This window comes from Actinacidiphila polyblastidii, assembly GCF_036353415.1.
In the GTDB taxonomy this organism is placed as follows: Bacteria; Actinomycetota; Actinomycetes; order Streptomycetales; family Streptomycetaceae; genus Actinacidiphila; species Actinacidiphila polyblastidii.
Genome location: NZ_JAZEWV010000003.1, coordinates 150,545 through 172,692 on the forward strand (window position 1 = coordinate 150,545; position 22,148 = coordinate 172,692).

The window sequence follows — 22,148 nt, forward strand, 5'->3', positions numbered from 1 at the left end:
GTACTTCACTGTCCGGCGGAGTTCACTGGTCGCGGAAGCGGACGATCTTGACGAACTCCTCGGCGTCCAGCGCGGCCCCGCCCACCAGGGCGCCGTCCACGTCCGGCTGGGCCATGATCGCGGCCACGTTGCCGGCCTTGACCGAGCCGCCGTACTGGATGCGAACGCCGTCGGCCAGCGCCTGGTCGTACAGCTCGGCCAGCCGGCCGCGGATCGCCCCGCAGACCTCCTGGGCGTCCTCGGGGGTGGCGACCTCGCCGGTGCCGATCGCCCAGACCGGCTCGTAGGCGACCACGACGGTCGCGGCCTGCTCGGCGGCCACGCCCTTGAGGGCGCCGTCGAGCTGGGCGAGGGTGTAGGGGACCTGCTGGCCGGCCTTGCGCACGTCCAGGCCCTCGCCGACGCACAGGATCGGGGTCAGGCCGTGCTTGAAGGCCGCCTTCACCTTGGCGTTGACGACGGCGTCGTCCTCGGCGTGGTACTGGCGCCGCTCGGAGTGCCCGACGGCGACGTACGCGCACTTCAGCTTGGCCAGCATCGGGCCGGAGGTCTCACCGGTGTAGGCGCCGGAGTCGTGCGCGGAGATGTCCTGCGCGCCGTACTTGATCTTCAGCCTGTCGCCGTCGACGAGGGTCTGCACGGACCGCAGGTCGGTGAAGGGCGTCAGGACGGCCACCTCGACCTCGGCGAAGTCCTTGTCGGTGAGCGCGAAGGCGAGCTTCTGGACGTGTGCGATGGCCTCGAGGTGGTTGAGGTTCATCTTCCAGTTGCCCGCCATCAGCGGGGTGCGGGTGCTCTCAGTCATGGCTGCTGTCACTTCTCCAGTGCGGCGAGACCGGGCAGGGTCTTGCCTTCGAGGTATTCCAGGCTGGCGCCGCCGCCGGTGGAAATATGGCCGAAAGCGTTCTCGTCGAAGCCGAGGATGCGCACCGCCGCGGCGGAGTCGCCGCCGCCGACCACGGTGAAGCCGGGGCTGTCGATCAGCGCCTGCGCGACCGCGCGGGTGCCGTCGGCGAAGTCGGGGTGCTCGAAGACGCCCATCGGGCCGTTCCAGAACACGGTGGCGGCGTCGGCCAGCTTCTCGGCGAAGAGCGTGCGCGACCGCGGGCCGATGTCCAGGCCGATCAGGTCCGCCGGGATGGCGTCCGCGGCCGCGGTGACCGGCGAGGAGGGCGCCTTGGTCTTCAGGTCGGGGAACTCCGTGGCGCCGATCACGTCGACCGGCAGCACGAACTCCACGCCCTTGGCCTTCGCCCGCTCCAGGTACTCGCGGACGGCCGGCAGCTGGTCCTCCTGGAGCAGGCTCTTGCCGACCTCGTGGCCCTGCGCCTTGAGGAAGGTGAAGACCATGCCGCCGCCGACCAGGATGCGGTCGGCCTTCTCCAGCAGGTGGTCGATGACGCCGAGCTTGTCGGAGACCTTCGAGCCGCCGAGCACCACGGCGTACGGCCGGGCGACGTCCTCGGTGAGCTTCTTCAGCACCCCGACCTCGGTCGCGATCAGACCGCCCGCGGCGTGCGGGAGCCGGGCCGGGAGGTCGTAGACGGAGGCGTGCTTGCGGTGCACCGCGCCGAAGCCGTCGCCGACGTAGGTGTCGGCGAGCGCGGCCAGTTCGTCGGCGAAGGCGCCGCGCTCGGCGTCGTCCTTGGCGGTCTCCCCGGCGTTGAAGCGCAGGTTCTCCAGCAGCGCGACCCGCCCCGCGGGCAGCGCGTCGACCGTCGCGCGGGCGCTGTCGCCCACGGTGTCGGCGGCGAAGGCGACCTCGGCGCCGAGCAGTTCGCCGAGGCGTGCGGCGACCGGCGCGAGCGAGAACTGCGGGTCGGGCTCGCCCTTGGGGCGGCCCAGGTGGGAGGCGACGATCACCTTCGCGCCGGCCTCGGCGAGCCGGGTGATGGTGGGGACGGCGGCGCGGATGCGCCCGTCGTCGGTGATCTCGCCGCCCGACAGCGGCACGTTCAGGTCGGCGCGGACGAACACCCGCCGGCCTTCGACCTGCCCCTGCGCGATCAGGTCGTCGATCGTCTTCATCTTCACGGTCTCCTGTGGATGCGGGTACGACTGGGGTGTGCGGACGCGGCATGCGAACAGGGCCCGGTGGGCGCGCCCTCGCGCCCGGTCCGGACCCTGTCACTCACCTCGCTGTGCGGTGTCTGCTGCGGTGCCGCGCGATCAGAGCTGACCGCCGACGTAGACCGCGAGGTCCACGAGGCGGTTGGAGTAGCCCCACTCGTTGTCGTACCAGCCGATGACCTTCACGGTCTTGCCCTGGACCATGGTCAGGGAGGAGTCGAAGGTGCACGACGCCGGGGTGTTGACGATGTCCGAGGAGACGATGGCGTCCTCGGTGTACTCCAGCAGGCCCTTGAGCTGGCCCTCGGCCGCCTTCTGGAAGGCCGCGTTGACCTCGTCCTTGGTGACCTCGCGCTCGAGGTCGACCACCAGGTCGGTGACCGAGCCGGTCGGCACCGGCACCCGCATGGCCATGCCGTCGAGCTTGCCCTGGAGCTCGGGGATGACCAGCGCGGTGGCCTTCGCGGCTCCCGTGGTGGTCGGGATGATGTTCTCCGCGGCGGCGCGGGCGCGGCGCAGGTCCTTGTGCGGGAAGTCCAGGATCCGCTGGTCGTTCGTGTACGCGTGGACCGTCGTCATCAGGCCCTTGACGATGCCGAAGTTCTCCAGCAGCACCTTCGCCATCGGCGCCACGCAGTTCGTGGTGCAGGAGGCGTTGGAGATGATGTTGTGCTTGGCGGGTTCGTACTTGTCCTGGTTGACGCCCATGACGATGGTGATGTCCTCGTCGGTGGCGGGCGCCGAGATGATGACCTTCTTCGCGCCGCCGGCGAGGTGCTTGCCGGCGTCGGCGGCCTTGGTGAAGATGCCCGTCGACTCGATCACCACGTCGACGCCCAGCTCGCCCCACTTGATGGCGGCGGGGTCGCGCTCGGCCAGCACCTTGATGGTGCGGCCGTCGACGGTGATGGTGTCGGCGGTGTGGGTGACCTCGGCCTTGAGGCGCCCCAGGATGGTGTCGTACTTCAGCAGGTGCGCCGTGGTCGCGGTGTCACCCAGGTCGTTGACCGCCACGATCTCGATGTCCGCACCCTGCTCCAGGATGGCGCGGAAGAAGTTACGCCCGATGCGGCCGAAGCCGTTGATGCCTACCCGGATCGTCACGAACCGATCTCCTCGCTCATTCGCCGGAGTCCCTCTCCGGCTGCGAAATATGGGATGTCCCCGACCACTGCTGACCCTACCTCGCCGAGGTGCGCGGGGTGACATCGGCCGGCCACCCCCCGGGCGGCGCCGGCGGCCCGGTCCGGGACCGGGCCCCGAGGCCGCGGGCGACCGGGGGCGGCGCGGCGTCGCTGCGGTGCGGTGCGGGCCGCAGGGGGGCGCGGGGGTCGCAGGGGGGCGGTCAGCCCACCATCTCCTCGGTGAGGCTCGCCTCGGTGCCCGGCATCCCGAGGTCGGAGGCCCGCTTGTCGGCCATCGCGAGCAGCCGCCTGATCCGGCCGGCCACCGCGTCCTTGGTCAGCGGCGGCTCCGCGAGGGAGCCCAACTCCTCCAGCGACGCCTGCTTGTGGTCCATCCGCAGCCGGCCGGCCGCCGCGAGGTGCTCGGGCACCTCCTCGCCGAGGATCTCCAGCGCGCGCTGTACCCGGGCGCCCGCGGCGACCGCGGCGCGCGCGGAGCGGCGCAGGTTCGCGTCGTCGAAGTTGGCCAGCCGGTTCGCGGTGGCCCGCACCTCGCGGCGCATCCGCCGCTCCTCCCAGGCCAGCACCGAGTCGTGGGCGCCGAGCCGGGTGAGCAGCGCGCCGATCGCGTCGCCGTCCCTGACCACCACCCGGTCCACGTTGCGCACCTCGCGGGCCTTGGCCGGGATCTGCAGCCTGCGGGCCGCGCCGACCAGCGCCAGCGCCGCCTCAGGGCCGGGGCAGGTCACCTCGAGCGACGACGAGCGGCCGGGCTCGGTCAGCGAGCCGTGGGCGAGGAAGGCGCCGCGCCAGGCCGCCTCCGCGTCGCACGTCGCGCCGGAGACCACCTGCGGGGGCAGCCCGCGGATCGGGCGGCCGCGGCCGTCCACCAGGCCGGTCTGCCGGGCCAGCTGGTCGCCGCCCGCGACGACCCTGACCACGTACCGGCTGCCGCGGCGCAGCCCGCCGGGGGCCATCACCACCAGGTCCGAGGCGTGGCCGAAGATCTCCAGGATGTCCTTGCGCAGCCGTCGCGCCGCGATCCCGGTGTCCAGCTCCGCCTCGATCACGATCCGGCCGCTCACCAGGTGGAGGCCGCCCGCGAAGCGCAGGATCGACGAGACCTCCGCCTTGCGGCAGCAGGTCCGGGTGACGGGAAGCCGGGAGATCTCGTCCTTCACCGCTGCCGTCATCGCCATGGGCCGATCCTTCCACGCATACGAAAAATCCGGTCATACGCGGCGGCCAACGACTCCGGGTCGTGCCGCGGCCCGTCGGGGGCGGCGACCGGCGCGAGCTCGACCGTGGCGCCCAACCGCTCCGCGGCCTCTTCGAGGCTGGATCGGTCGGGTACGGCGGCCTCGTCGGCGAGAACCACGTCGATGGTGAGTTTAGGGGCGTGTCGGCCCAAAACCTCCAAGTGACGCTGCGGAGAAAATCCTTCGGTCTCGCCGGGTTGCGGCGCGAGGTTCAGCGTGAGCACCCGGCGCGCCCTGGTCGTCATCAGCGCGTCGGCCAACTCCGGGACCAGCAGGTGCGGGATGACCGAGGAGAACCAGGAGCCGGGGCCGAGCACCACCCAGTCGGCGTCCAGCACCGCCTGGACGGCCTCCGGCACCGCCGGCGGGTCGGCCGGCACCAACTGGACCTCCTGCACCTCGCCGGGGGTCAGCGCGACCGTCGCCTGGCCGCGCACCGTCGAGACGGCGTCGGGGTCGGCCGGGTCGTGGCCGCGGACGATGGCGTGCAGGTCCAGCGGCACCGCGGACATCGGCAGCACCCGGCCGTGCGCGCCGAGCAGCCGGCCGACCCACTCCAGCGCGGCCACCTCGTCGTTGAGCTGTTCCCACAGGGCGACGATGAGCAGGTTGCCGACCGCGTGGCCGTGCAGGTCGCCGCCGCTGACGAAGCGGTGCTGGACGACCTTGGCCCAGGTGCGGCCCCACTCGTCGTCGCCGCACAGCGCGGCCAGCGCCTTGCGCAGGTCGCCGGGCGGCAGCACCCCCATCTCGGTGCGCAGCCGCCCGCTGGAGCCGCCGTCGTCGGCCACCGTGACCACCGCGGTCAGGTCGCCGGTGATCCGGCGCAGCGCGGCGAGCGAGGCGGCGAGGCCGTGGCCGCCGCCGAGGGCGACCACCTTCGGCGGCACCCCGGCGCGGCGGCCCGTACCGGTACGTCCCGTACGGCGCCGCCGCCGACCCGTCATGATCACTCGCGCCCCATGTCCCTGTGCACCGTCACCGTCTCCACTCCGTCCGCCGCCAGCCGCGCCGAGAGCCGTTCCGACATGGCCACGCTGCGGTGCTTGCCGCCGGTACAGCCGACCGCGATGGTCACGTACCGCTTGCCCTCGCGACGGTAGCCCGCCGCGATGATGTGCAGCAGCTCGGCGTACCGGTCCAGGAACTCCTTGGCGCCGGGCTGGTTGAACACGTACGTGGCGACCTCGTCGTTGAGCCCGGTGAAGGGGCGCAGCTCCGGCACCCAGTGCGGGTTGGGCAGGAAGCGGCAGTCCACCACCAGGTCGGCGTCGACGGGCAGCCCGTACTTGAATCCGAACGACATCACGGTGGCCCGGAGTTCCGGCTCCTCCTCGCCGGCGAACTGCGCGTCGAGCTTGGCCCGCAGCTCGTGCACGTTGAGGCTGGAGGTGTCGATCACCAGGTCGGCGTCGCCGCGCAGTTCGCGCAGCAGGTCGCGCTCGGCGGCGATGCCGTCCACGATCCGGCCCGAGCCCTGCAGCGGGTGCGGGCGGCGGACCGACTCGAACCGGCGGACCAGCGCGTCGTCGGACGCCTCGAGGAAGATCACCCGCCGCTTGACGCTGCGGGTCGCCAGGTCCGCGAGGGACTCGCGGAGGTTGTCGAAGAACTGCCGGCCGCGGACGTCCACGACCACCGCGATCCGCGCCACGTTGCCCTGCGAGCGGGCGCCGAGGTCGACCATGGTGGGAATGAGCGCCGGCGGGAGGTTGTCGACCACGAACCAGCCGAGGTCCTCCAGGCACTTCGCCGCGGTGCTGCGGCCGGCTCCGGACATGCCGGAGATGATCACCAGTTCGGGGATGGCCTCCGCGGCCTCGCCCGCTCCTCCGCCGGTCATATGGGTGACGTCCTGTTCGTCCTGCTCGCTCATGTGCTGTTCCCCCGATGGTCGGACGGGGTCGCCGTGGGGGTCGCCCCGTCGCTGTCCTCGATGATCTCGCCGGTCGCGGTGTTCACCGCGGGTGCGGCCGGAGCCGCGGACGCCAGGGCCGCGGCGACCGTCTCCGCCGTGTGGCGGCCGATCCCGGGGACCTGGCAGATCTCCTCGACGGTCGCCGCGCGCAGCCGCTTGAGCGAGCCGAAGTGCTTGAGCAGGGCCTGCCTGCGGGTGTCGCCGAGTCCGGGCACCGCGTCCAGCGCGCCGGCCTTCATCGACTTGGAGCGCTTGCTGCGCTGGTAGGAGATGGCGAAGCGGTGGGCCTCGTCCCGCACCCGCTGCAGCAGGTACAGGCCCTCGCTGGTGCGGGGCAGGATCACCGGGTCGTCCTCGCCGGGCACCCAGACCTCCTCCAGGCGCTTGGCCAGGCCGCAGACGGCGACGTCGTCTATGCCCAGCTCCTCCAGCGCCCGGCGTGCCGCGGCGACCTGCGGCTGCCCGCCGTCGACCACCACGAGCTGCGGCGGGTAGGCGAACTTGCGCGGCCGGCCGGTGTCCGGGTCGATGGGCCCGCCCACCGCCTCCACGGCCTCGCCGCTCGGCGCGGCCTCCCGGTCCGCCGCGGGCGCACCGTTCGCCGCGACCTCGCCGGTCGCCGCGGGCTGCTGCTCCCACTCGCTGGTCCGCTGCTTCTCCTGGAGGTAGCGGCGGAAGCGGCGGGAGATCACCTCGTGCATGGACCGGACGTCGTCCTGGCCGGCGAACGACTTGATCTGGAAGCGCCGGTACTCGCTCTTGCGGGACAGCCCGTCCTCGAAGACGACCATCGAGGCCACCACGTCGTCGCCCTGCAGATGGCTGATGTCGTAGCACTCGATGCGCAGCGGCGCGGTGTCCAGGTCCAGGGCCGCGGCGATCTCCTCCAGCGCGCGCGAGCGCGTGGTGAGGTCGGAGGCGCGCTTGGTCTTGTGCAGCGCGAGCGCCTGCTGCGCGTTGCGCTGCACGGTGGCCATCAGGTCCTTCTTGTCGCCGCGTTGCGGCACCCGCAGGCTGACCTGCGAGCCGCGCCGCTCGGAGAGCCACTGGGCGAGCGGCTCGACCGGCTCGGGCAGCGCCGGGACCAGCACCTCGCGGGGCACGCCGCCACTGCCGCCGGACTGCTCGGCGTCGCCGCTCTCGTCGCCGTAGAGCTGCTGGACGGCGTGCTCGACCAGGCCCGCGGTGTCGACCGCCTCGACCTTGTCGGTGACCCAGCCGCGCTGGCCGCGCACCCGGCCGCCGCGGACGTGGAAGATCTGCACGGCCGCTTCGAGTTCGTCCTCGGCGACCGCGATCAGGTCGGCGTCGGTGGCGTCGGCGAGCACCACCGCGTTCTTCTCCATGGCGCGGCGCAGCGCCTCCAGGTCGTCGCGCAGCCGCGCCGCCTGCTCGTACTCCATGGCGGCGGCCGCGTCCTTCATCCGCTGTTCCAGCCGGCGCAGGTACGTGCCGGCGTGGCCGGCCATGAAGTCGCTGAACTCCTCGGCGAGTTCACGGTGCTCCTCGGGGCTGACCCGGCCGACGCAGGGCGCCGAGCACTTGCCGATGTAGCCGAGCAGGCAGGGGCGGCCGATCTGCGCGGAGCGCTTGAACACCCCGGCGGAACAGGTGCGGACCGGGAAGACGCGCAGCAGCAGGTCGACCGTCTCCCGGATGGCCCACGCGTGCGCGTAGGGGCCGAAGTAGCGGACGCCCTTGCGCTTGGGGCCGCGCATCACCTGGACCCGCGGGAACTCCTCGTTCATCGTCACGGCCAGCGACGGATAGCTCTTGTCGTCGCGGTACTTGACGTTGAACCGCGGGTCGAACTCCTTGATCCAGGAGTACTCCAGCTGCAGCGCCTCGACCTCGGTGGAGACCACCGTCCACTCCACGGAGGCCGCGGTGGTGACCATCGTGGCGGTCCGCTGGTGCAGGTTGGCGATGTCCTGGAAGTACGAGGACAGCCGCGCGCGCAGGCTCTTCGCCTTGCCCACGTAGATCACCCGGCGGTGCTCGTCCCGGAACTTGTAGACCCCGGGAGAGTCGGGGATCTGGCCCGGCTTCGGTCGGTACGTGCTGGGGTCTGCCATGTCTCCCACCCTACTGGCGAGGCGCGACATCTCCGGTCCCGCCGCCGGTCGCCCAGGGGTACGTCGGGGTCGCCCGGCGGTGCGCGGCCCGGGTCAGCCCGCGGTCAGCCGGCCGCCCGCCTCGGCCACCTTCACGGTGGGCAGCGCCCTGGTCGCCGGGCCCTGGACCACCGCGCCGGTCTCGGCGTCGAACTGGCTGCCGTGGCAGGGGCAGGAGACGGTGGTGCCGTCCACCGAGTCCAGCACGCAGCCCTGGTGGGTGCAGACCGCGCTGAACGCCTTGAAGCTGCCCTGCGTCGGCTGCGACACCACGACCTTGTCCTCACGGAAGATCCGGGCGCCGCCGACCGGGACCTGCGTCGCCGCGCCGAGGTCGGTGGCCGCGGTCGGACCGTCCGACGATCCGCTCTTCTTGGCGCCGCAGGCGGTGAGACCGGCGCCGGCGGCGCCGGCGACCGAGGCGAGGGCGGCGCCGCGCAGGACGGTCCGGCGGCGGGCGGGGAGTTCGGTGGACATGTGCACTCCAGGAGGTACGGGGCGGGCGGCGGAGCCGCCCGGATCTTGCCCCCCGACTCTATGCGCCGACCCTGCCGGTCCCCTCGGAGCCCCACCCGCCCGCGGCCGGCGAAGGGCCGGCCGGTGCGGCGGCCACCATGGTGCCCGGCGGCCGCCGTCCGGCGGTCATGACGCCTTGCCGGCCGCCCGCTTCCTGGGCGCCGCGGTCTTCTTCGCCGACTTGGCGGTCGCGGCCTTGGCGGCCGTGGTCCTGGCCGTCGCGGCCTTCGCGGCCGCCGCCTTGCCGGTCGCGGTCTTGGCCGTGGTCGCCCGCTTGCGGGGCGCGGGCACCGCCGCGTCACTGACCGCGTCGGGGCTCAGGATGTCCCGCAGGAACTTGCCGGTGTGGCTGGCCGGGACGCCGGCGATCTGCTCCGGGGTGCCCTCGGCGACCACGAGACCGCCGCCGCCGCCGCCCTCGGGGCCCATGTCGATCACCCAGTCGGCGGTCTTGATGACGTCGAGGTTGTGCTCGATGACGACCACCGTGTTGCCCTTGTCGACCAGCCCGGACAGCACCCTGATGAGCTTGCTGATGTCCTCGAAGTGCAGACCTGTGGTCGGTTCGTCCAGCACGTAGACGGTCCGGCCGGTGGAGCGCTTCTGCAGCTCGGAGGCGAGCTTGACGCGCTGCGCCTCGCCGCCGGACAGCGTCGGCGCGGACTGGCCGAGCCGGACGTACCCGAGCCCGACCTCGTGCAGGGTGCGCAGGTGGCGGGCGATGGTCGGGACCGCCTCGAAGAAGTCGAGCGCCTCCTCGATGGGCATGTCCAGCACCTCGGCGATGGACTTGCCCTTGTAGTGCACCTCCAGCGTCTCCCGGTTGTACCGGGCGCCGTGGCACACCTCGCACGGGACGTAGACGTCCGGGAGGAAGTTCATCTCGATCTTGATGGTGCCGTCGCCCGCGCAGTTCTCGCAGCGGCCGCCCTTGACGTTGAAGGAGAACCGGCCGGGCAGGTAGCCGCGGACCTTGGCCTCCATCGTCTCGGCGAACAGCCGCCGGACGTGGTCGAAGACACCGGTGTAGGTGGCCGGGTTGGACCGCGGGGTGCGGCCGATCGGCGACTGGTCGACGTGCACGACCTTGTCCACCAGGTCGTCGCCGTCGACCCGGGTGTGCCGGCCGGGGACGGCGCGCGCGCCGTTCAGCTCGCGGGCCAGGTGGGTGTAGAGGATGTCGTTGACCAGCGTGGACTTGCCGGAGCCGGAGACGCCGGTGACCGCGGTGAGCACACCGAGCGGGAAGGCCACGTCGATGTCCTGCAGGTTGTGCTCGCGGGCGCCGTGCACGGTCAGCCGCCGCTTGCGGTCGATCGGCCGGCGCAGCTCGGGGGTGGGGATGGACCGCTTGCCGGCCAGGTACTGGCCGGTCAGGGACTCCTCGTTGACCAGCAGCTCCTTGAGCGAGCCGGAGTGGACGACCTTGCCGCCGTGCTCGCCGGCGCCGGGGCCGATGTCCACCACCCAGTCGGCGGTCTTGATGGTGTCCTCGTCGTGCTCGACGACGATCAGCGTGTTGCCGAGGTCGCGCAGCCGGACCAGGGTCTCGATCAGCCGGTGGTTGTCGCGCTGGTGCAGGCCGATGGAGGGCTCGTCCAGCACGTACAGGACGCCGACCAGGCCGGAGCCGATCTGGGTGGCCAGCCGGATGCGCTGGGCCTCGCCGCCGGACAGGGTGCCCGCGGCGCGGTTCAGCGAGAGGTAGTCCAGGCCCACGTCGACCAGGAACCGCAGCCGCTCGTTGACCTCCTTGAGCACCCGCTCGGCGATCTTCTTGTCGCGGGCGTCCAGCTTCATGGCGCCCAGGAACTCCGCGCAGTCGCTGATCGACATCGCGGAGATGTCGGCGATCGAGCGGTCCATCACCGTGACGGCCAGCACGATCGGCTTGAGCCGGCTGCCGTGGCACGTCGGGCAGGGCACCTCGCGCATGTACCCCTCGAAGCGCTCCCGGCTGGAGTCGCTCTCGGAGTCCTGGTGGCGCCGCTTGACGAACGGGATCGCGCCCTCGAACTGGGCGTTGTAGACCCGCTCGCGGCCGTACCGGTTCTTGTACGCGACCCTGACCTCGGACTTGTGGCCGTAGAGCAGGGCCTTCCTGGCGCGGGCGGGCAGCCCGGCGAAGGGGATGTCGGTGCGGAAGCCCAGCTCGGTGGCGAGGCCGTCCACCAGGCGGTCGAAGTAGCCCTTGGACATGCCGCCGGTCCACGGCGCGATGGCGCCCTCGTCGAGCGACTTCTCCTCGTCCGGCACGATCAGCTCGGGGTCGACCTCCATGCGGGAGCCGATGCCGGTGCAGTCGGGGCAGGCGCCGAAGGGCGAGTTGAAGGAGAAGGAGCGCGGCTCCAGCTCCTCGAACGACAGGTCGTCGTACGGGCAGTACAGGTGCTCGGAGAACATCCGCTCGCGCTGCGGGTCGTCCTCCGCCAGGTCGACGAAGTCCAGGATGACCATGCCGCCGGACAGGCCGAGCGCGGTCTCCACCGAGTCGGTGAGCCGGCGCTTGGCGCTCTCCTTGACGGTGAGGCGGTCGATGACCACCTCGATGGTGTGCTTCTCCTGCTTCTTCAGCTTCGGCGGGTCGGTGAGCTGTACGGTCGCGCCGTCCACCCGGGCCCTGCTGTAGCCCTTGGTCTGCAGGTCGGCGAAGAGGTCGACGAACTCGCCCTTGCGCTCGCGGACCAGCGGGGACAGCACCTGGAAGCGGCTGCCCTCCTCCAGCTCCAGCACCCGGTCCACGATCGCCTGGGGCGACTGCCGGGCGATCGGCCGGCCGCACTCCGGGCAGTGCGGCTTGCCGATGCGGGCGAAGAGCAGCCGGAGGTAGTCGTAGACCTCGGTGATGGTGCCGACCGTGGAGCGCGGGTTGCGCGAGGTGGACTTCTGGTCGATCGAGACGGCCGGCGACAGGCCCTCGATGAAGTCGACGTCGGGCTTGTCCATCTGCCCGAGGAACTGCCGGGCGTACGAGGACAGTGACTCCACGTAGCGGCGCTGGCCCTCGGCGAAGATCGTGTCGAACGCCAGCGAGGACTTGCCGGAACCGGACAGGCCGGTGAACACGATGAGCGAGTCCCGGGGCAGGTCGAGCGACACGTTCTTCAGATTGTGCTCGCGAGCGCCACGGACGGTGAGTCGATCGGCCACGCCAGTGCGCACCTTTCATAGGAGTGGGGGACGGCACCCCCCAGTCAGCCTAAACGGGGTGGCGTCGGCATTTCTTCCACTTGCGGTTCCCGCTGCCGTCCGGCCCGGCGAGGGCGGTCGTACTGCGGCAGCACGGTCGAGCGTATAGCACGCGCTTTCGATTAACGGACTCGCGCCGCCATGTTCACCCGATCGTGTGCCGCGCGCTAGCGTCGGTGGGGATCACCTGCGACCATCCCCACCGGCACCCACCAGCATCCATCGGCACCCATCCGGTGCTCCATCCGTTCTGCGGCCAGCGCGGGAGGCCCTGTGACCGTCCAACGACCCGATCCGGTCCACGACACCGCCGCGGTGGCCGAAGCCACCGCGCACGCCATCGACACGGTCGCCGCGCTGCCCGAGGGCGCGCTCGCCGGCCCCTCCCTGCTGCCCGGCTGGACCCGCGGCCACGTCCTCACCCACCTGGCCCGCAACGCCGACGGCTTCGTGAACCTTCTCACCTGGGCCCGCACCGGCGACGAGACGCCGATGTACGGCGAGGCGGGCGCCCGCGACCGCGCCATCGAGCAGGGCGCGGGCAGGCCGCGGGAGGAGCAGCTCGCCGACCTGCGGGCGGCCGCCGACCGGCTGGCGCAGGCGGTCGCGGCGCTGCCGCCGTCGGCGTGGGCGGCGCAGGTGGCGCTGCGCGGCGGGCGGGTCGTCGCCGCCGCCGAGATCCCCTGGCGGCGGCTGATCGAGCTGCGGCTGCACACCGTGGACCTGGACGCCGGGGTCGGCTGCGCCGACCTGCCCGCGGACTTCGCGGCCCGCGAGCTGGCCTGGGTGCTGGACGGGCTGTGCGGCCACGAGGGCGTCGCGGCGGTGCGGCTGCACGACACCTCCAGCGGCGAGAAGTGGACCGCGGGGGCGGCGGCGGAGCCCGAGGTGACGGTGGCCGGCGACACCGCGGCGCTGGTCGCGTGGGTGACCGGGCGCAGTGCGGGCGAGGGCCTGACGGCCGACCCGCCGGGGCCGCTGCCGGTGCTGCCGCCGCTAGGCTGACGGCATGGGGTACACGGGAGAGGTCTCCGTCGGCGGCACGCCCGACGTGCACGAACTGCCGGATCTGATCATCACCAAGGTGGCGGTCGGCGCGATGGACAACAACGCGTACGTGCTGCGCTGCCGCGCCACGGACGAGCAGCTGCTGATCGACGCGGCCGCGGAACCGGCCACCCTGCTGGAGGTGGTCGGCGGCGACGGCCTGGTCGCGGTGGTGACCACCCACCGGCACGGCGACCACTGGCAGGCGCTGCGCGCGGTGGTCGACGCGACCGGCGCGCGCACCCACGCGGGCCGCGACGACGCGGAGGGCATCCCGGTGGCCACCGACGTGCCCCTCGGCGACGGCGACACCGTCCAGGTCGGCCGGGTGCGGCTGACCGCCCGCCACCTGGTCGGCCACACGCCGGGGAGCATCGCGCTGGTCTACGACGACCCGCACGGCCACCCGCACGTCTTCACCGGGGACTGCCTGTTCCCCGGCGGCGTCGGCAACACCGGCGGCGACCCGGCCGCCTTCGCCGCGCTGCTGGGCGGCGTCACCACGAAGCTCTTCGACGTGCTGCCGGACGAGACGTGGGTCTACCCGGGCCACGGCAACGACACCACGCTGGGCGCCGAGCGCCCGCACCTGGCGGAGTGGCGCGAGCGCGGCTGGTAGCCGGCCGCCGACGCGCTCGGGGCGGGGCGAGCTAGCCGCGCATCCCCGTCTCGGCGCGGGCCGCCCTGAGGCCGTCCACGAACTCGCGCAGGTCCGCCGTCACCCGGTCGGCGCCGGCGTCCTCCGCGGGCGGGCCCGCCGGCAGCGGACGGAGGTGGTCGCGGATCAGCATGAGCAGCGCCGCCATGTGGGCGGCGTTGTTCTCCGAGAGCCTGCCGTCCCGCAGGTTCTTGTCGAGGACGGCGGCCAGGTTCATCACGGCGTCGAGGGCGTCCTGCTCCTCGACGACGCCGCGGGGCTCCGCGGAGGGGGCGGGGGCCTTCTGCGCGTACGCGGCGAGCAGCGCCTGCATCACGCCGTACAGGCGCTCGCTGGGAGGGTTCACGTTCTGCATGCGGGCCAATTTATGGGCATTCCGGGCAAAGTACCGCGACGCCGCGCACCATCCGTGACGGCACGGTGCAGGAGCGCGGGAGACCCGCCGGGCCAGGGACCGCCGCTACGGAATCACTCGGACGAGTGACGCCTCACTTCCGGCCGCGCATGCGCATGCCGACCTCGCCCTGATCGGTCTCCCACCAGGGGCGGGTCATCTCCGGCGGCTCGGGCCGGGCGCCCGCTGGCGCGGCCTCGGGTGCGGCCGCGGCAGCCGGCACGGACGCGGCTGCGGCTGCGGCCGGGGACGCGGACGTGGGAGGCGCGAAGGACCGGGACGCCTCCTCGCGGTCGAGCTGGGCGTCGAGCGCCGCGGTCCTGGCCCGTTCGGCGCGGGCCCACTCCAGGAACACCAGCAGCAGGAAGGGCAGCGCGACCAGCTCGGCGAGCATCAGCATCAGCCCGCCGCCGAGCATCTGGTCGTGGCGGACCGACGGTCCCCAGGTCCGCGGGTGCCCGGTGTACCAGTGGCCCGCGACCAGGGTGCCGCTGGTCATCACGACCAGGCCGGGCACCGAGTCGAAGAGCCCGTCGAAGAAGACCAGCGCGGCCCGCACCGGATGGCTGCACCAGGACGGCAGCAGTTCCTGGCGGCTGAGCATCGGCAGCACGAACAGGCAGCCGGTCAGCAGCAGTTGCAGGTGCATCAGCTGGAGGACGAAGCCGTTGCCGAGCGCGGTCGCGAAGTACGGCGTGAAGTAGATGGTCAGCTCGGAGGCGAGCACCAGCACCGAGCTGACCAGCGGGTACGTCAGGGCGCGCACCGCGCGGGAGCCGAAGGCGCGGCGCAGCCGCCCGTCCGGGGCGGCGAGCGCGAGCGGGTCGCCGAGGGCGAGGCCGAGCGGCGCGAACAGGTCGAGCAGGATGTTCTGCACGGCGGCCGGCCAGAAGAGCACCTTGTCGTACACCGCGAGCGAGGACATCGTGGCGACCACCAGGGTGCCGAGGCCGAGCAGGGAGAAGGCCGCCGTCCGCCACAGCGGCCACCGCTCGCCCGCGCGCGATCTGCGCCGCACCCCGTACGCGTAGAGGGCGCCGAGCAGCACGATCACGGCGAGCGCGGGAGCGTCGAGCCGCCAGGAGTCGAAGAACCGGGAGCCGGTCAGCTCGGGCAGGGCCAGGGGGCTCGCCACATCCGCGCCTTTCCACGTGAACCGTCCGCTTCGGGGGCCACGCTAGCCCCTCGGCGGGCGCGGCCTGCGCGCAGGGTTGCGGCGCGGTGTCGGATGCGGGCGTCGGGCGCGGGTGTCAGACGCGGGTGTCGGAGGTCGGCGCGTCCTTCGGCTCCTGCGCGCGCTCCTCCGCCTCGGGTGCGGCGGGGGCGCGGCGGGCGGCGACGAGGCTGGTCGCGGTGGTCACCGCGAGGACGGCCACGATCACCCCGAGGGAGACCGGGATGGAGATCTCCGGGACGTGCACGCCGGACTCGTGGAGCGCGTGCAGCACCAGCTTCACGCCGATGAACCCGAGGATCACCGAGAGGCCGTAGGAGAGGTGGACCAGCTTCTTCAGCAGGCCGCCGATGAGGAAGTACAGCTGCCGCAGGCCCATCAGCGCGAAGGCGTTCGCGGTGAAGACGATGTAGGGGTCCTGGGTGAGGCCGAAGATCGCCGGGATCGAGTCGAGCGCGAAGAGCACGTCGGTGGTGCCGATGGCGAGCATCACCACGAGCATCGGCGTCATCAGCCGCTTGCCGTTCTCCCGGACGAACAGCCGGGTGCCGTGGTAGCGGTCGGTGGACGGCACCCGCCGCTCGACCGCCTTGAGCAGCCGGTTCTCCTCGTAGTCGGTCTCCTGCTCGTCGGAGCGCGCCTCCTTGATCAGCTTCCAGGCGGTCCAGATCAGGAAGGCGCCGAAGAGGAAGAAGACCCAGGAGAAGGCGGCGAGGACGGTCGCGCCGGCCGCGATGAAGACCGCCCGCAGCACCAGCGCGATGAGCACGCCGACCAGCAGGACGCGCTGCTGGTACCGGCTGGGAACGGCGAACTTGCCCATGATCAGCACGAAGACGAAGAGGTTGTCGACGCTGAGCGACTTCTCCGTGACGTATCCGGCGAAGAACTCCCCGGCGGGCTTGCCACCGGAGAAGAAGAGCAGGCCGAGGCCGAAGAGCCCGGCCAGCACGACCCAGACCACGGTCCAGATCCCGGCCTCCCGCACGGACACGTCGTGCGGGGTGCGGCCGATGACGAAGTCGGCGGCGATCAGGGCACACAGTCCTGCGATGGTGAGCGCCCAGAGGGAGAGGGAGACGTCCACAGATCCTCCGGCTGATTCGGTACGTCCACAAACGGTACACGAATCACCAAGGAACGGTAAAGGCCAACCCAAAAGCCCAGCTCACGACCCTAGGGGAACGGCCTGCCCTGCTCGGCGGGCCCGGCGGCGGCGAGCTGCCGCAGCACCTGCGCGAGCACCTGGCTGCCCGTCGGCACCGGGGACGGCTCGTACGTCCAGGCGTGGCCCACCCACGGATCGGCCAGGTGGTCGCTGGGCAGCGGGGTCAGCCGCAGCATCGACCGCCACAGCGGGTCGAGCACCGGCCCGTACGCGGCCGCGTCCTCGCGGTCCGCGACCAGCAGCAGGTGGACGCCGGCGGCCGGCCCCTCGTCGGCGAGATACCGCAGCTGGTTGACCGCCCGGTCGTCGAAGCCGTACGGGAACTCGTTGACGATCAGCAGCTGCTCGGCGGTGTCGAAGCCGGGCGGCAGCGCGTCGGCGGCGCCGCCGCGCATCGCCATCTGCAGCAGGTCGACCCGCTCGGTCAGCCGGTTCAGCACCTCGCTGACGCCGGCCGCGCCCATCGTCGCCGGCGGCAGCGCCAGCGCCCCTCCGGTGTGCAGCGGCGCGAGCGCGGCGGCGCCCGAGCCCGCCGGGTCCAGCGCGCTCAGGGCGAAGCCGCCCGCGGGGTGGGACGCCAGCAGCCGGGCGGCGATCGCCACCGCGGTGTCCAGGGCGAGCCGCCGGTCCTCGGCGGCGTCGACCCACAGACCGCGCTCCAGCGGCAGCCGGGCCAGCAGCGGAATGCGCAGCTCGGGCGCCTCGGGCAGGTTCAGCGAGCCGAGCCGGACCGCCAGCGGGCGCTCGGCCGGCACCTGGTAGGCGTGCCAGCACGGGTTGTCCCAGCCGGCGAAGGGCGGCGGCAGCGCCGGCTCGACGACCTCCGCCTCCGCGGTGAGCTGGGCCAGGTCGCGGTCCAGCACCGCGCGGGCCTGGTCGACCAGTGCCATCTGCTTGAGCTGTGCCTGGTCGCGCGCGGCGTCGGCCTCCGGGCCGCCGCGGGTGCGCGGGTCGGCCAGCAGCCGGTCGAGCTCCTGCTCGTAGCGGGACGCGGCGAAGTCCTCCGCGCTGCGGTAGGCGGCGACGCTGCGGGTCAGGTCCTCGAACATGCCCCAGATCTGGTTGTGCAGCCGCTCCTCCATCGTCCAGCCGCTCGCGTCCCCCGCGACGGGCGCCGGCGGAGCGGGCGGCGGGGGCAGCGGCGGCGGGGGCGCGGCGCCGCGCCGCGGGTGCCGGTAGTCGACGCCTGCCGCGTCCGGCGCCGCCGCGTCCGAGACGGTGCCCGACGCGGCGGCCGGGTCGGCGGTGCGGTCGGCGCTCGCGGCGGCGCCGGTGTCGGCCGGGCCGTCCACCGAGCGGGACTGCGCGCGGGCCACCGCCTGGTCGATCAGCCGCGCGGTCGCCGCGGGGCGGGCGGCGCCCTGGTCGGCGAGGAGCGCGGACAGGCCGCCCTCGTAGCCCTGGCCGACCGCGCGCACCTTCCACGTGCCCTGCCGCCGGTACAGCTCCACCGCGAGGAGCGCGGTCTCCGCGCTCAGCCCGGTGATGGTGAACCCGGCGGCCTCGGCGCCGTCGGGCGTGGTGACCGTCAGATGCGGGGCGGGGGCGGCGCCGAAGACCGCGGGGCCGTCCGGGCAGTCCGCCGGCAGCGCCAGCAGCACGTGGACGCGGTGCACGGTGTCCGGCAGCGCGCCGAGGTCGAGGGCCAGCCGGTGGTCGGCGGCGGCCTGCCGCGGCACCTCGACGCCGGGCAGCCGCGGCGCGCCGGGGTGGGCCAGCCAGCCCTCCCCGGGCTGCGCGGACGCGTCGCCGTCGGCGGCGACCCGGCCCTGCTCGTCGCCGAGGGTGACCGCGGCGACCACGGGGGTGCCGGCCGACACCCGTATCTCCAGCCGGTTGCCCGGCAGTGGATGGTTCTGTCCGCGGACCAGTTCGGCTGACATGCCCGCCGCCCCCGTTCCCGTCGTCCTCGGTGGTTCTCGTGGTGCCTGGCGCACCGGGCCGGTCCGCTACAGGGCGGGCAGGATGGCCGGGATCAGGTCCTGGAAGGTGCGCCCGTTGGCGGGTGTGCCGATCGCCGTCATCGACCAGCCGCCCTGGCCGCGCTGCACCTTCGCCATGATCTGCGCGGTGTAGGTGCCGCCTCCGGTGAGCGTGTAGCGGGCCAGCTCCTGGCCGTTGGTCTCGTCGACCAGCCGGCAGAAGGCGTTCTGCACCTCGGCGAAGGTCTGTCCGGTGAAGGAGTTGACGGTGAAGACGATCTGGTCGACGTGCACCGGGACCCGCTGGAGGTCGACGAGGATCGACTCGTCGTCGCCGCCCTGGCCGGCGCCGCCGACCAGGTTGTCGCCGGTGTGCCGGACGGAGCCGTCGTCGCTGGTGAGGTGGCGGAAGAAGACCACGTCCACCGGCTGCTTGTCGGCGAAGAGCACCGCCGAGGCGTCCAGGTCGATCTCGCGGGTGCGGCTGCCGAAGAGCCCGCGGCGAGGCGCGGCCTGCCAGCCGAGGCCCATCCTGACCGCGGTCAGCGATCCCCCGTCCGCCTTGCTCAGGCTGATCTTCTGACCCTTGGTCATGTTGACCGTCACGCGCTGTCCCCTCTCACCCGTCACTTCGTGTGCGGTGGTGTGTCCCGCACCCTAACAAGACGCGAGGGATGCGCATCCCGGTTCGTCAGCGGGAGATTCCGGCTGATATCCGCGAGGTTCCCTTTTCCGCGGCCCCGGTGGGCGCCGCGGGGAGCCTCAGGAGCGGGCCTAGGCCACCCCTGCCTCACGCATCTGGCGCAGCTCCTTCTTGAGGTCGCCCAGTTCGTCCCGCAGCCGGGCCGCGACCTCGAACTGCAGCTCGGCGGCGGCGGTGTGCATCTGCTCGGTGAGCTGGGCGATCAGCTCGGCCAGCTCCTCGGCGGGCAGCCCGCCCGACGCCCGCTTGCCGCCGGCCTTCGCGGACAGGCCGGGCACCGGCGCCTTGCCGCGCGAGCGCTGCCGGCCGGAGCCGAGCAGCTCCTCGGTGTCGGCGTCCTCGCGGGCGATGTAGTCGAGGATGCCGGCGATCTTCTTGCGCAGCGGCTGCGGGTCGATGCCGCGCTCGGTGTTGTAGGCGACCTGCTTGACGCGGCGGCGGTTGGTCTCGTCGATGGCCTTCTCCATCGCCGGGGTGACCCGGTCCGCGTACATGTGCACCTGGCCCGAGACGTTCCGGGCGGCGCGGCCGATGGTCTGGATCAGCGAGGTGCCGGAGCGCAGGAAGCCCTCCTTGTCGGCGTCCAGGATCGCGACCAGCGACACCTCGGGCAGGTCCAGGCCCTCGCGGAGCAGGTTGATGCCGACCAGCACGTCGTACTCGCCGGCCCGCAGCTCCTGCAGCAGCTCGACGCGGCGCAGGGTGTCGATGTCGCTGTGCAGGTAGCGGACCCTGATGCCCAGTTCGAGCAGGTAGTCGGTGAGGTCCTCGGACATCTTCTTGGTCAGGGTGGTGACCAGGACCCGCTCGTCCCGCTCGGTGCGCAGACGGATCTCGTGCACCAGGTCGTCGATCTGGCCCTCGGTGGGCTTGACGACCACCTCGGGGTCGATCAGGCCGGTCGGGCGGATGATCTGCTCGACCTGCCCGTCGCCGCGGGACAGCTCGTACGGGCCGGGGGTCGCCGACAGGTACACCGTCTGGCCGACCCGCTTCAGGAACTCCTCCCACTTCAGCGGGCGGTTGTCCAGCGCCGACGGCAGCCGGAAGCCGTGGTCGACCAGGGTGCGCTTGCGGGACGCGTCGCCCTCGTACATCGCGCCGATCTGCGGGACGGTGACGTGGGACTCGTCGATGACCAGCAGGAAGTCCTCGGGGAAGTAGTCGATCAGGGTGTCGGGCGCGGAGCCCTGCTCGCGGCCGTCGATGTGCCGCGAGTAGTTCTCGATGCCGGAGCAGGTGCCGATCTGGCGCATCATCTCGATGTCGTAGGTGGTGCGCATCCGCAGCCGCTGGGCCTCCAGCAGCTTGCCCTGCTTCTCCATCAGCGCGAGCTGCCCCTCCAGCTCCTTCTCGATGCCGGCGATGGCGCGCTCCATGCGCTCGGGCCCGGCGACGTAGTGGGTGGCGGGGAAGACGTAGATCTGCTCGTCCTCGGTGATCACCTCGCCGGTGAGCGGGTGCAGGGTGTAGAGCGCCTCGATCTCGTCGCCGAACATCTCGATGCGGACCGCCAGCTCCTCGTACACCGGGAAGATCTCCACGGTGTCGCCGCGGACCCGGAAGGTGCCGCGGGAGAAGGCCACGTCGTTGCGGGTGTACTGGATCTCGACGAACTTGCGCAGCAGCTGGTCGCGGTCGATGACGTCGCCGACCTTGAGCCTGACCATCCGGTCGATGTACTCCTGCGGGGTGCCCAGGCCGTAGATGCAGGAGACCGAGGCGACCACCACGACGTCCCGCCGGGTGAGCAGCGAGTTGGTCGCGGAGTGGCGCAGCCGCTCCACCTCCTCGTTGATCGAGGAGTCCTTCTCGATGTAGGTGTCCGTCTGCGGGACGTACGCCTCCGGCTGGTAGTAGTCGTAGTACGACACGAAGTACTCGACCGCGTTGTTGGGCAGCAGCTCGCGGAACTCGTTGGCGAGCTGTGCGGCCAGCGTCTTGTTCGGCGCCATCACCAGGGTGGGGCGCTGGAGCCGCTCGATCATCCAGGCGGTGGTGGCGGACTTGCCGGTGCCGGTCGCGCCGAGCAGCACCACGTCCTGCTCGTCCGCACGGATACGCCGCTCGAGGTCGTCGATGGCCGTCGGCTGGTCGCCGCTCGGCTGGAAGGGGCTGACGACCTCGAAGGGCGCCACAGTGCGTTCGATGTCAGATACGGGCCGCATGACGACAACGGTACGACCCGCCACCGACAATCGGCCGCAGACCGGGAATCGCGGGCCCCGCCGTCCCCGCCGCGGCGGCCTGACGCGGTGGCCGTACGCCGCGGTCCGGGCCGCCCGGGGCCCGCTGTCACACCCCTCGTCTAGCGTGGGCGCCGTGACGAACGCTGCATGGACGGTGACGGACACCCCGATCGGGCCGCTGCTGGTGGCGGCCACCGGCGAGGGGCTCGCCCTGGTGGCCTTCCGGGCCGATCCGGGCACCGCGGCGCGCGCGGTGGCGTCGCTCGGGCGGCGGCTGGGCTGCGAGCCGGTGGAGGACGCCGACCGGCTCGCCCCGGTCACCCGGCAGCTCGACGCCTACTTCGCCGGCGGGCTGCGCGCCTTCGACCTGCCGCTCGACTGGTCGCTGATCACCGGCTTCTCCCGGCGGGTGCTGCGCGAGCTGGCCGCCGGGGTGCGGTACGGCAGCGTCGTCGGCTACCAGGACCTGGCGGACCGGGTGGGCGAGCCGGGCGCGGCCCGCGCGGTCGGCGTCGCGATGGGCGCGAACCCGCTTCCGGTGGTGGTGCCCTGCCACCGGGTGATCGAGAGCGACGGCGGCATAGGCGGCTTCGGCGGCGGCCTGGAGATCAAGCGCCGGCTGCTCGCCCTGGAGGGCGTGCTGCCGGCGCCGCTGTTCTGACCGCCGCCCCTGATGCTCCCGGCGGGCCCGGGGCCTCTGGCC

General features: G+C 72.6%; 18 protein-coding genes. 3 read left to right on the top strand and 15 right to left on the bottom strand.

Annotated features, from left to right (window positions below; translation table 11 throughout):
• Positions 1-22 precede the first annotated feature (22 nt).
• The 9 genes from tpiA to uvrA form a co-directional block, all read right to left on the bottom strand.
• Entirely contained in the window at positions 23-805 is a 783-nt protein-coding gene (gene tpiA, locus V2S66_RS05825) for a triose-phosphate isomerase (RefSeq protein ID WP_330793383.1), read from the bottom strand.
• An 8-nt stretch (positions 806-813) separates the two neighbouring features.
• Positions 814-2,028, bottom strand: coding sequence for a phosphoglycerate kinase (locus tag V2S66_RS05830; protein ID WP_330793385.1), 1,215 nt, complete (start codon positions 2,026-2,028; stop codon positions 814-816).
• 141 nt (positions 2,029-2,169) lie between these two features.
• Complete coding sequence (gap, locus tag V2S66_RS05835) at positions 2,170-3,174, bottom strand: type I glyceraldehyde-3-phosphate dehydrogenase (protein ID WP_330793386.1); 1,005 nt, start codon at positions 3,172-3,174, stop codon at positions 2,170-2,172.
• Between the two features lie 241 nt (positions 3,175-3,415).
• Positions 3,416-4,393 (bottom strand): DNA-binding protein WhiA, encoded by a 978-nt coding sequence (whiA, locus tag V2S66_RS05840; protein WP_330793387.1) that lies wholly within the window; start codon positions 4,391-4,393, stop codon positions 3,416-3,418.
• Positions 4,384-5,400 carry a gluconeogenesis factor YvcK family protein gene (locus V2S66_RS05845; protein ID WP_330793572.1) on the bottom strand — a complete coding sequence of 339 codons (1,017 nt, stop codon included), beginning with the start codon at positions 5,398-5,400 and terminating at the stop codon, positions 4,384-4,386. Before V2S66_RS05845 ends, whiA begins: the two co-directional genes overlap by 10 nt.
• A 2-nt stretch (positions 5,401-5,402) precedes the next feature.
• The gene (gene rapZ, locus V2S66_RS05850; protein WP_413966304.1) at positions 5,403-6,329 is read right to left on the bottom strand and encodes an RNase adapter RapZ; all 927 of its coding nucleotides are present in this window, start codon (positions 6,327-6,329) and stop codon (positions 5,403-5,405) included.
• Positions 6,326-8,446, bottom strand: a complete 2,121-nt coding sequence (uvrC, locus tag V2S66_RS05855; RefSeq protein ID WP_330793389.1) for an excinuclease ABC subunit UvrC — start codon at positions 8,444-8,446, stop codon at positions 6,326-6,328. The genes rapZ and uvrC overlap by 4 nt, the downstream gene beginning before the upstream one ends.
• A 93-nt stretch (positions 8,447-8,539) precedes the next feature.
• Positions 8,540-8,962: a Rieske (2Fe-2S) protein gene (locus V2S66_RS05860; protein WP_330793390.1), complete on the bottom strand. Its 423-nt coding sequence runs from the start codon at positions 8,960-8,962 to the stop codon at positions 8,540-8,542.
• 165 nt (positions 8,963-9,127) lie between these two features.
• On the bottom strand, positions 9,128-12,163 hold the full coding sequence (gene uvrA, locus V2S66_RS05865; protein WP_330793391.1) for an excinuclease ABC subunit UvrA: 3,036 nt from the start codon (positions 12,161-12,163) through the stop codon (positions 9,128-9,130).
• Positions 12,164-12,463: 300 nt separating this feature from the next.
• Between uvrA and V2S66_RS05870 the strand changes: the two genes are divergently transcribed.
• On the top strand, positions 12,464-13,195 hold the full coding sequence (locus tag V2S66_RS05870) for a maleylpyruvate isomerase family mycothiol-dependent enzyme (RefSeq protein WP_330793392.1): 732 nt from the start codon (positions 12,464-12,466) through the stop codon (positions 13,193-13,195).
• Between the two features lie 4 nt (positions 13,196-13,199).
• Positions 13,200-13,856 (top strand): MBL fold metallo-hydrolase, encoded by a 657-nt coding sequence (locus V2S66_RS05875; protein ID WP_330793393.1) that lies wholly within the window; start codon positions 13,200-13,202, stop codon positions 13,854-13,856.
• A 31-nt stretch (positions 13,857-13,887) separates the two neighbouring features.
• On the opposite strand, the gene V2S66_RS05880 is transcribed toward V2S66_RS05875, so the two are convergent.
• The 6 genes from V2S66_RS05880 to uvrB all read right to left on the bottom strand — a co-directional run bounded on the left by V2S66_RS05880 (position 13,888) and on the right by uvrB (position 21,424).
• Positions 13,888-14,250 carry a hypothetical protein gene (locus V2S66_RS05880; protein ID WP_330793394.1) on the bottom strand — a complete coding sequence of 121 codons (363 nt, stop codon included), beginning with the start codon at positions 14,248-14,250 and terminating at the stop codon, positions 13,888-13,890.
• Between the two features lie 133 nt (positions 14,251-14,383).
• Entirely contained in the window at positions 14,384-15,424 is a 1,041-nt protein-coding gene (locus V2S66_RS05885; protein WP_330793395.1) for a cytochrome c oxidase assembly protein, read from the bottom strand.
• Between the two features lie 115 nt (positions 15,425-15,539).
• Positions 15,540-16,550, bottom strand: coding sequence for a TerC family protein (locus tag V2S66_RS05890; protein WP_330793397.1), 1,011 nt, complete (start codon positions 16,548-16,550; stop codon positions 15,540-15,542).
• Positions 16,551-16,639: 89 nt separating this feature from the next.
• Positions 16,640-18,514: a TerD family protein gene (locus V2S66_RS05895; RefSeq protein ID WP_330793398.1), complete on the bottom strand. Its 1,875-nt coding sequence runs from the start codon at positions 18,512-18,514 to the stop codon at positions 16,640-16,642.
• A 66-nt stretch (positions 18,515-18,580) separates the two neighbouring features.
• Complete coding sequence (locus V2S66_RS05900) at positions 18,581-19,159, bottom strand: TerD family protein (protein ID WP_330793399.1); 579 nt, start codon at positions 19,157-19,159, stop codon at positions 18,581-18,583.
• 168 nt (positions 19,160-19,327) lie between these two features.
• On the bottom strand, positions 19,328-21,424 hold the full coding sequence (uvrB, locus tag V2S66_RS05905) for an excinuclease ABC subunit UvrB (protein WP_330793401.1): 2,097 nt from the start codon (positions 21,422-21,424) through the stop codon (positions 19,328-19,330).
• Between the two features lie 154 nt (positions 21,425-21,578).
• Between uvrB and V2S66_RS05910 the strand changes: the two genes are divergently transcribed.
• On the top strand, positions 21,579-22,106 hold the full coding sequence (locus V2S66_RS05910) for a methylated-DNA--[protein]-cysteine S-methyltransferase (protein WP_330793402.1): 528 nt from the start codon (positions 21,579-21,581) through the stop codon (positions 22,104-22,106).
• Positions 22,107-22,148 lie beyond the last annotated feature (42 nt).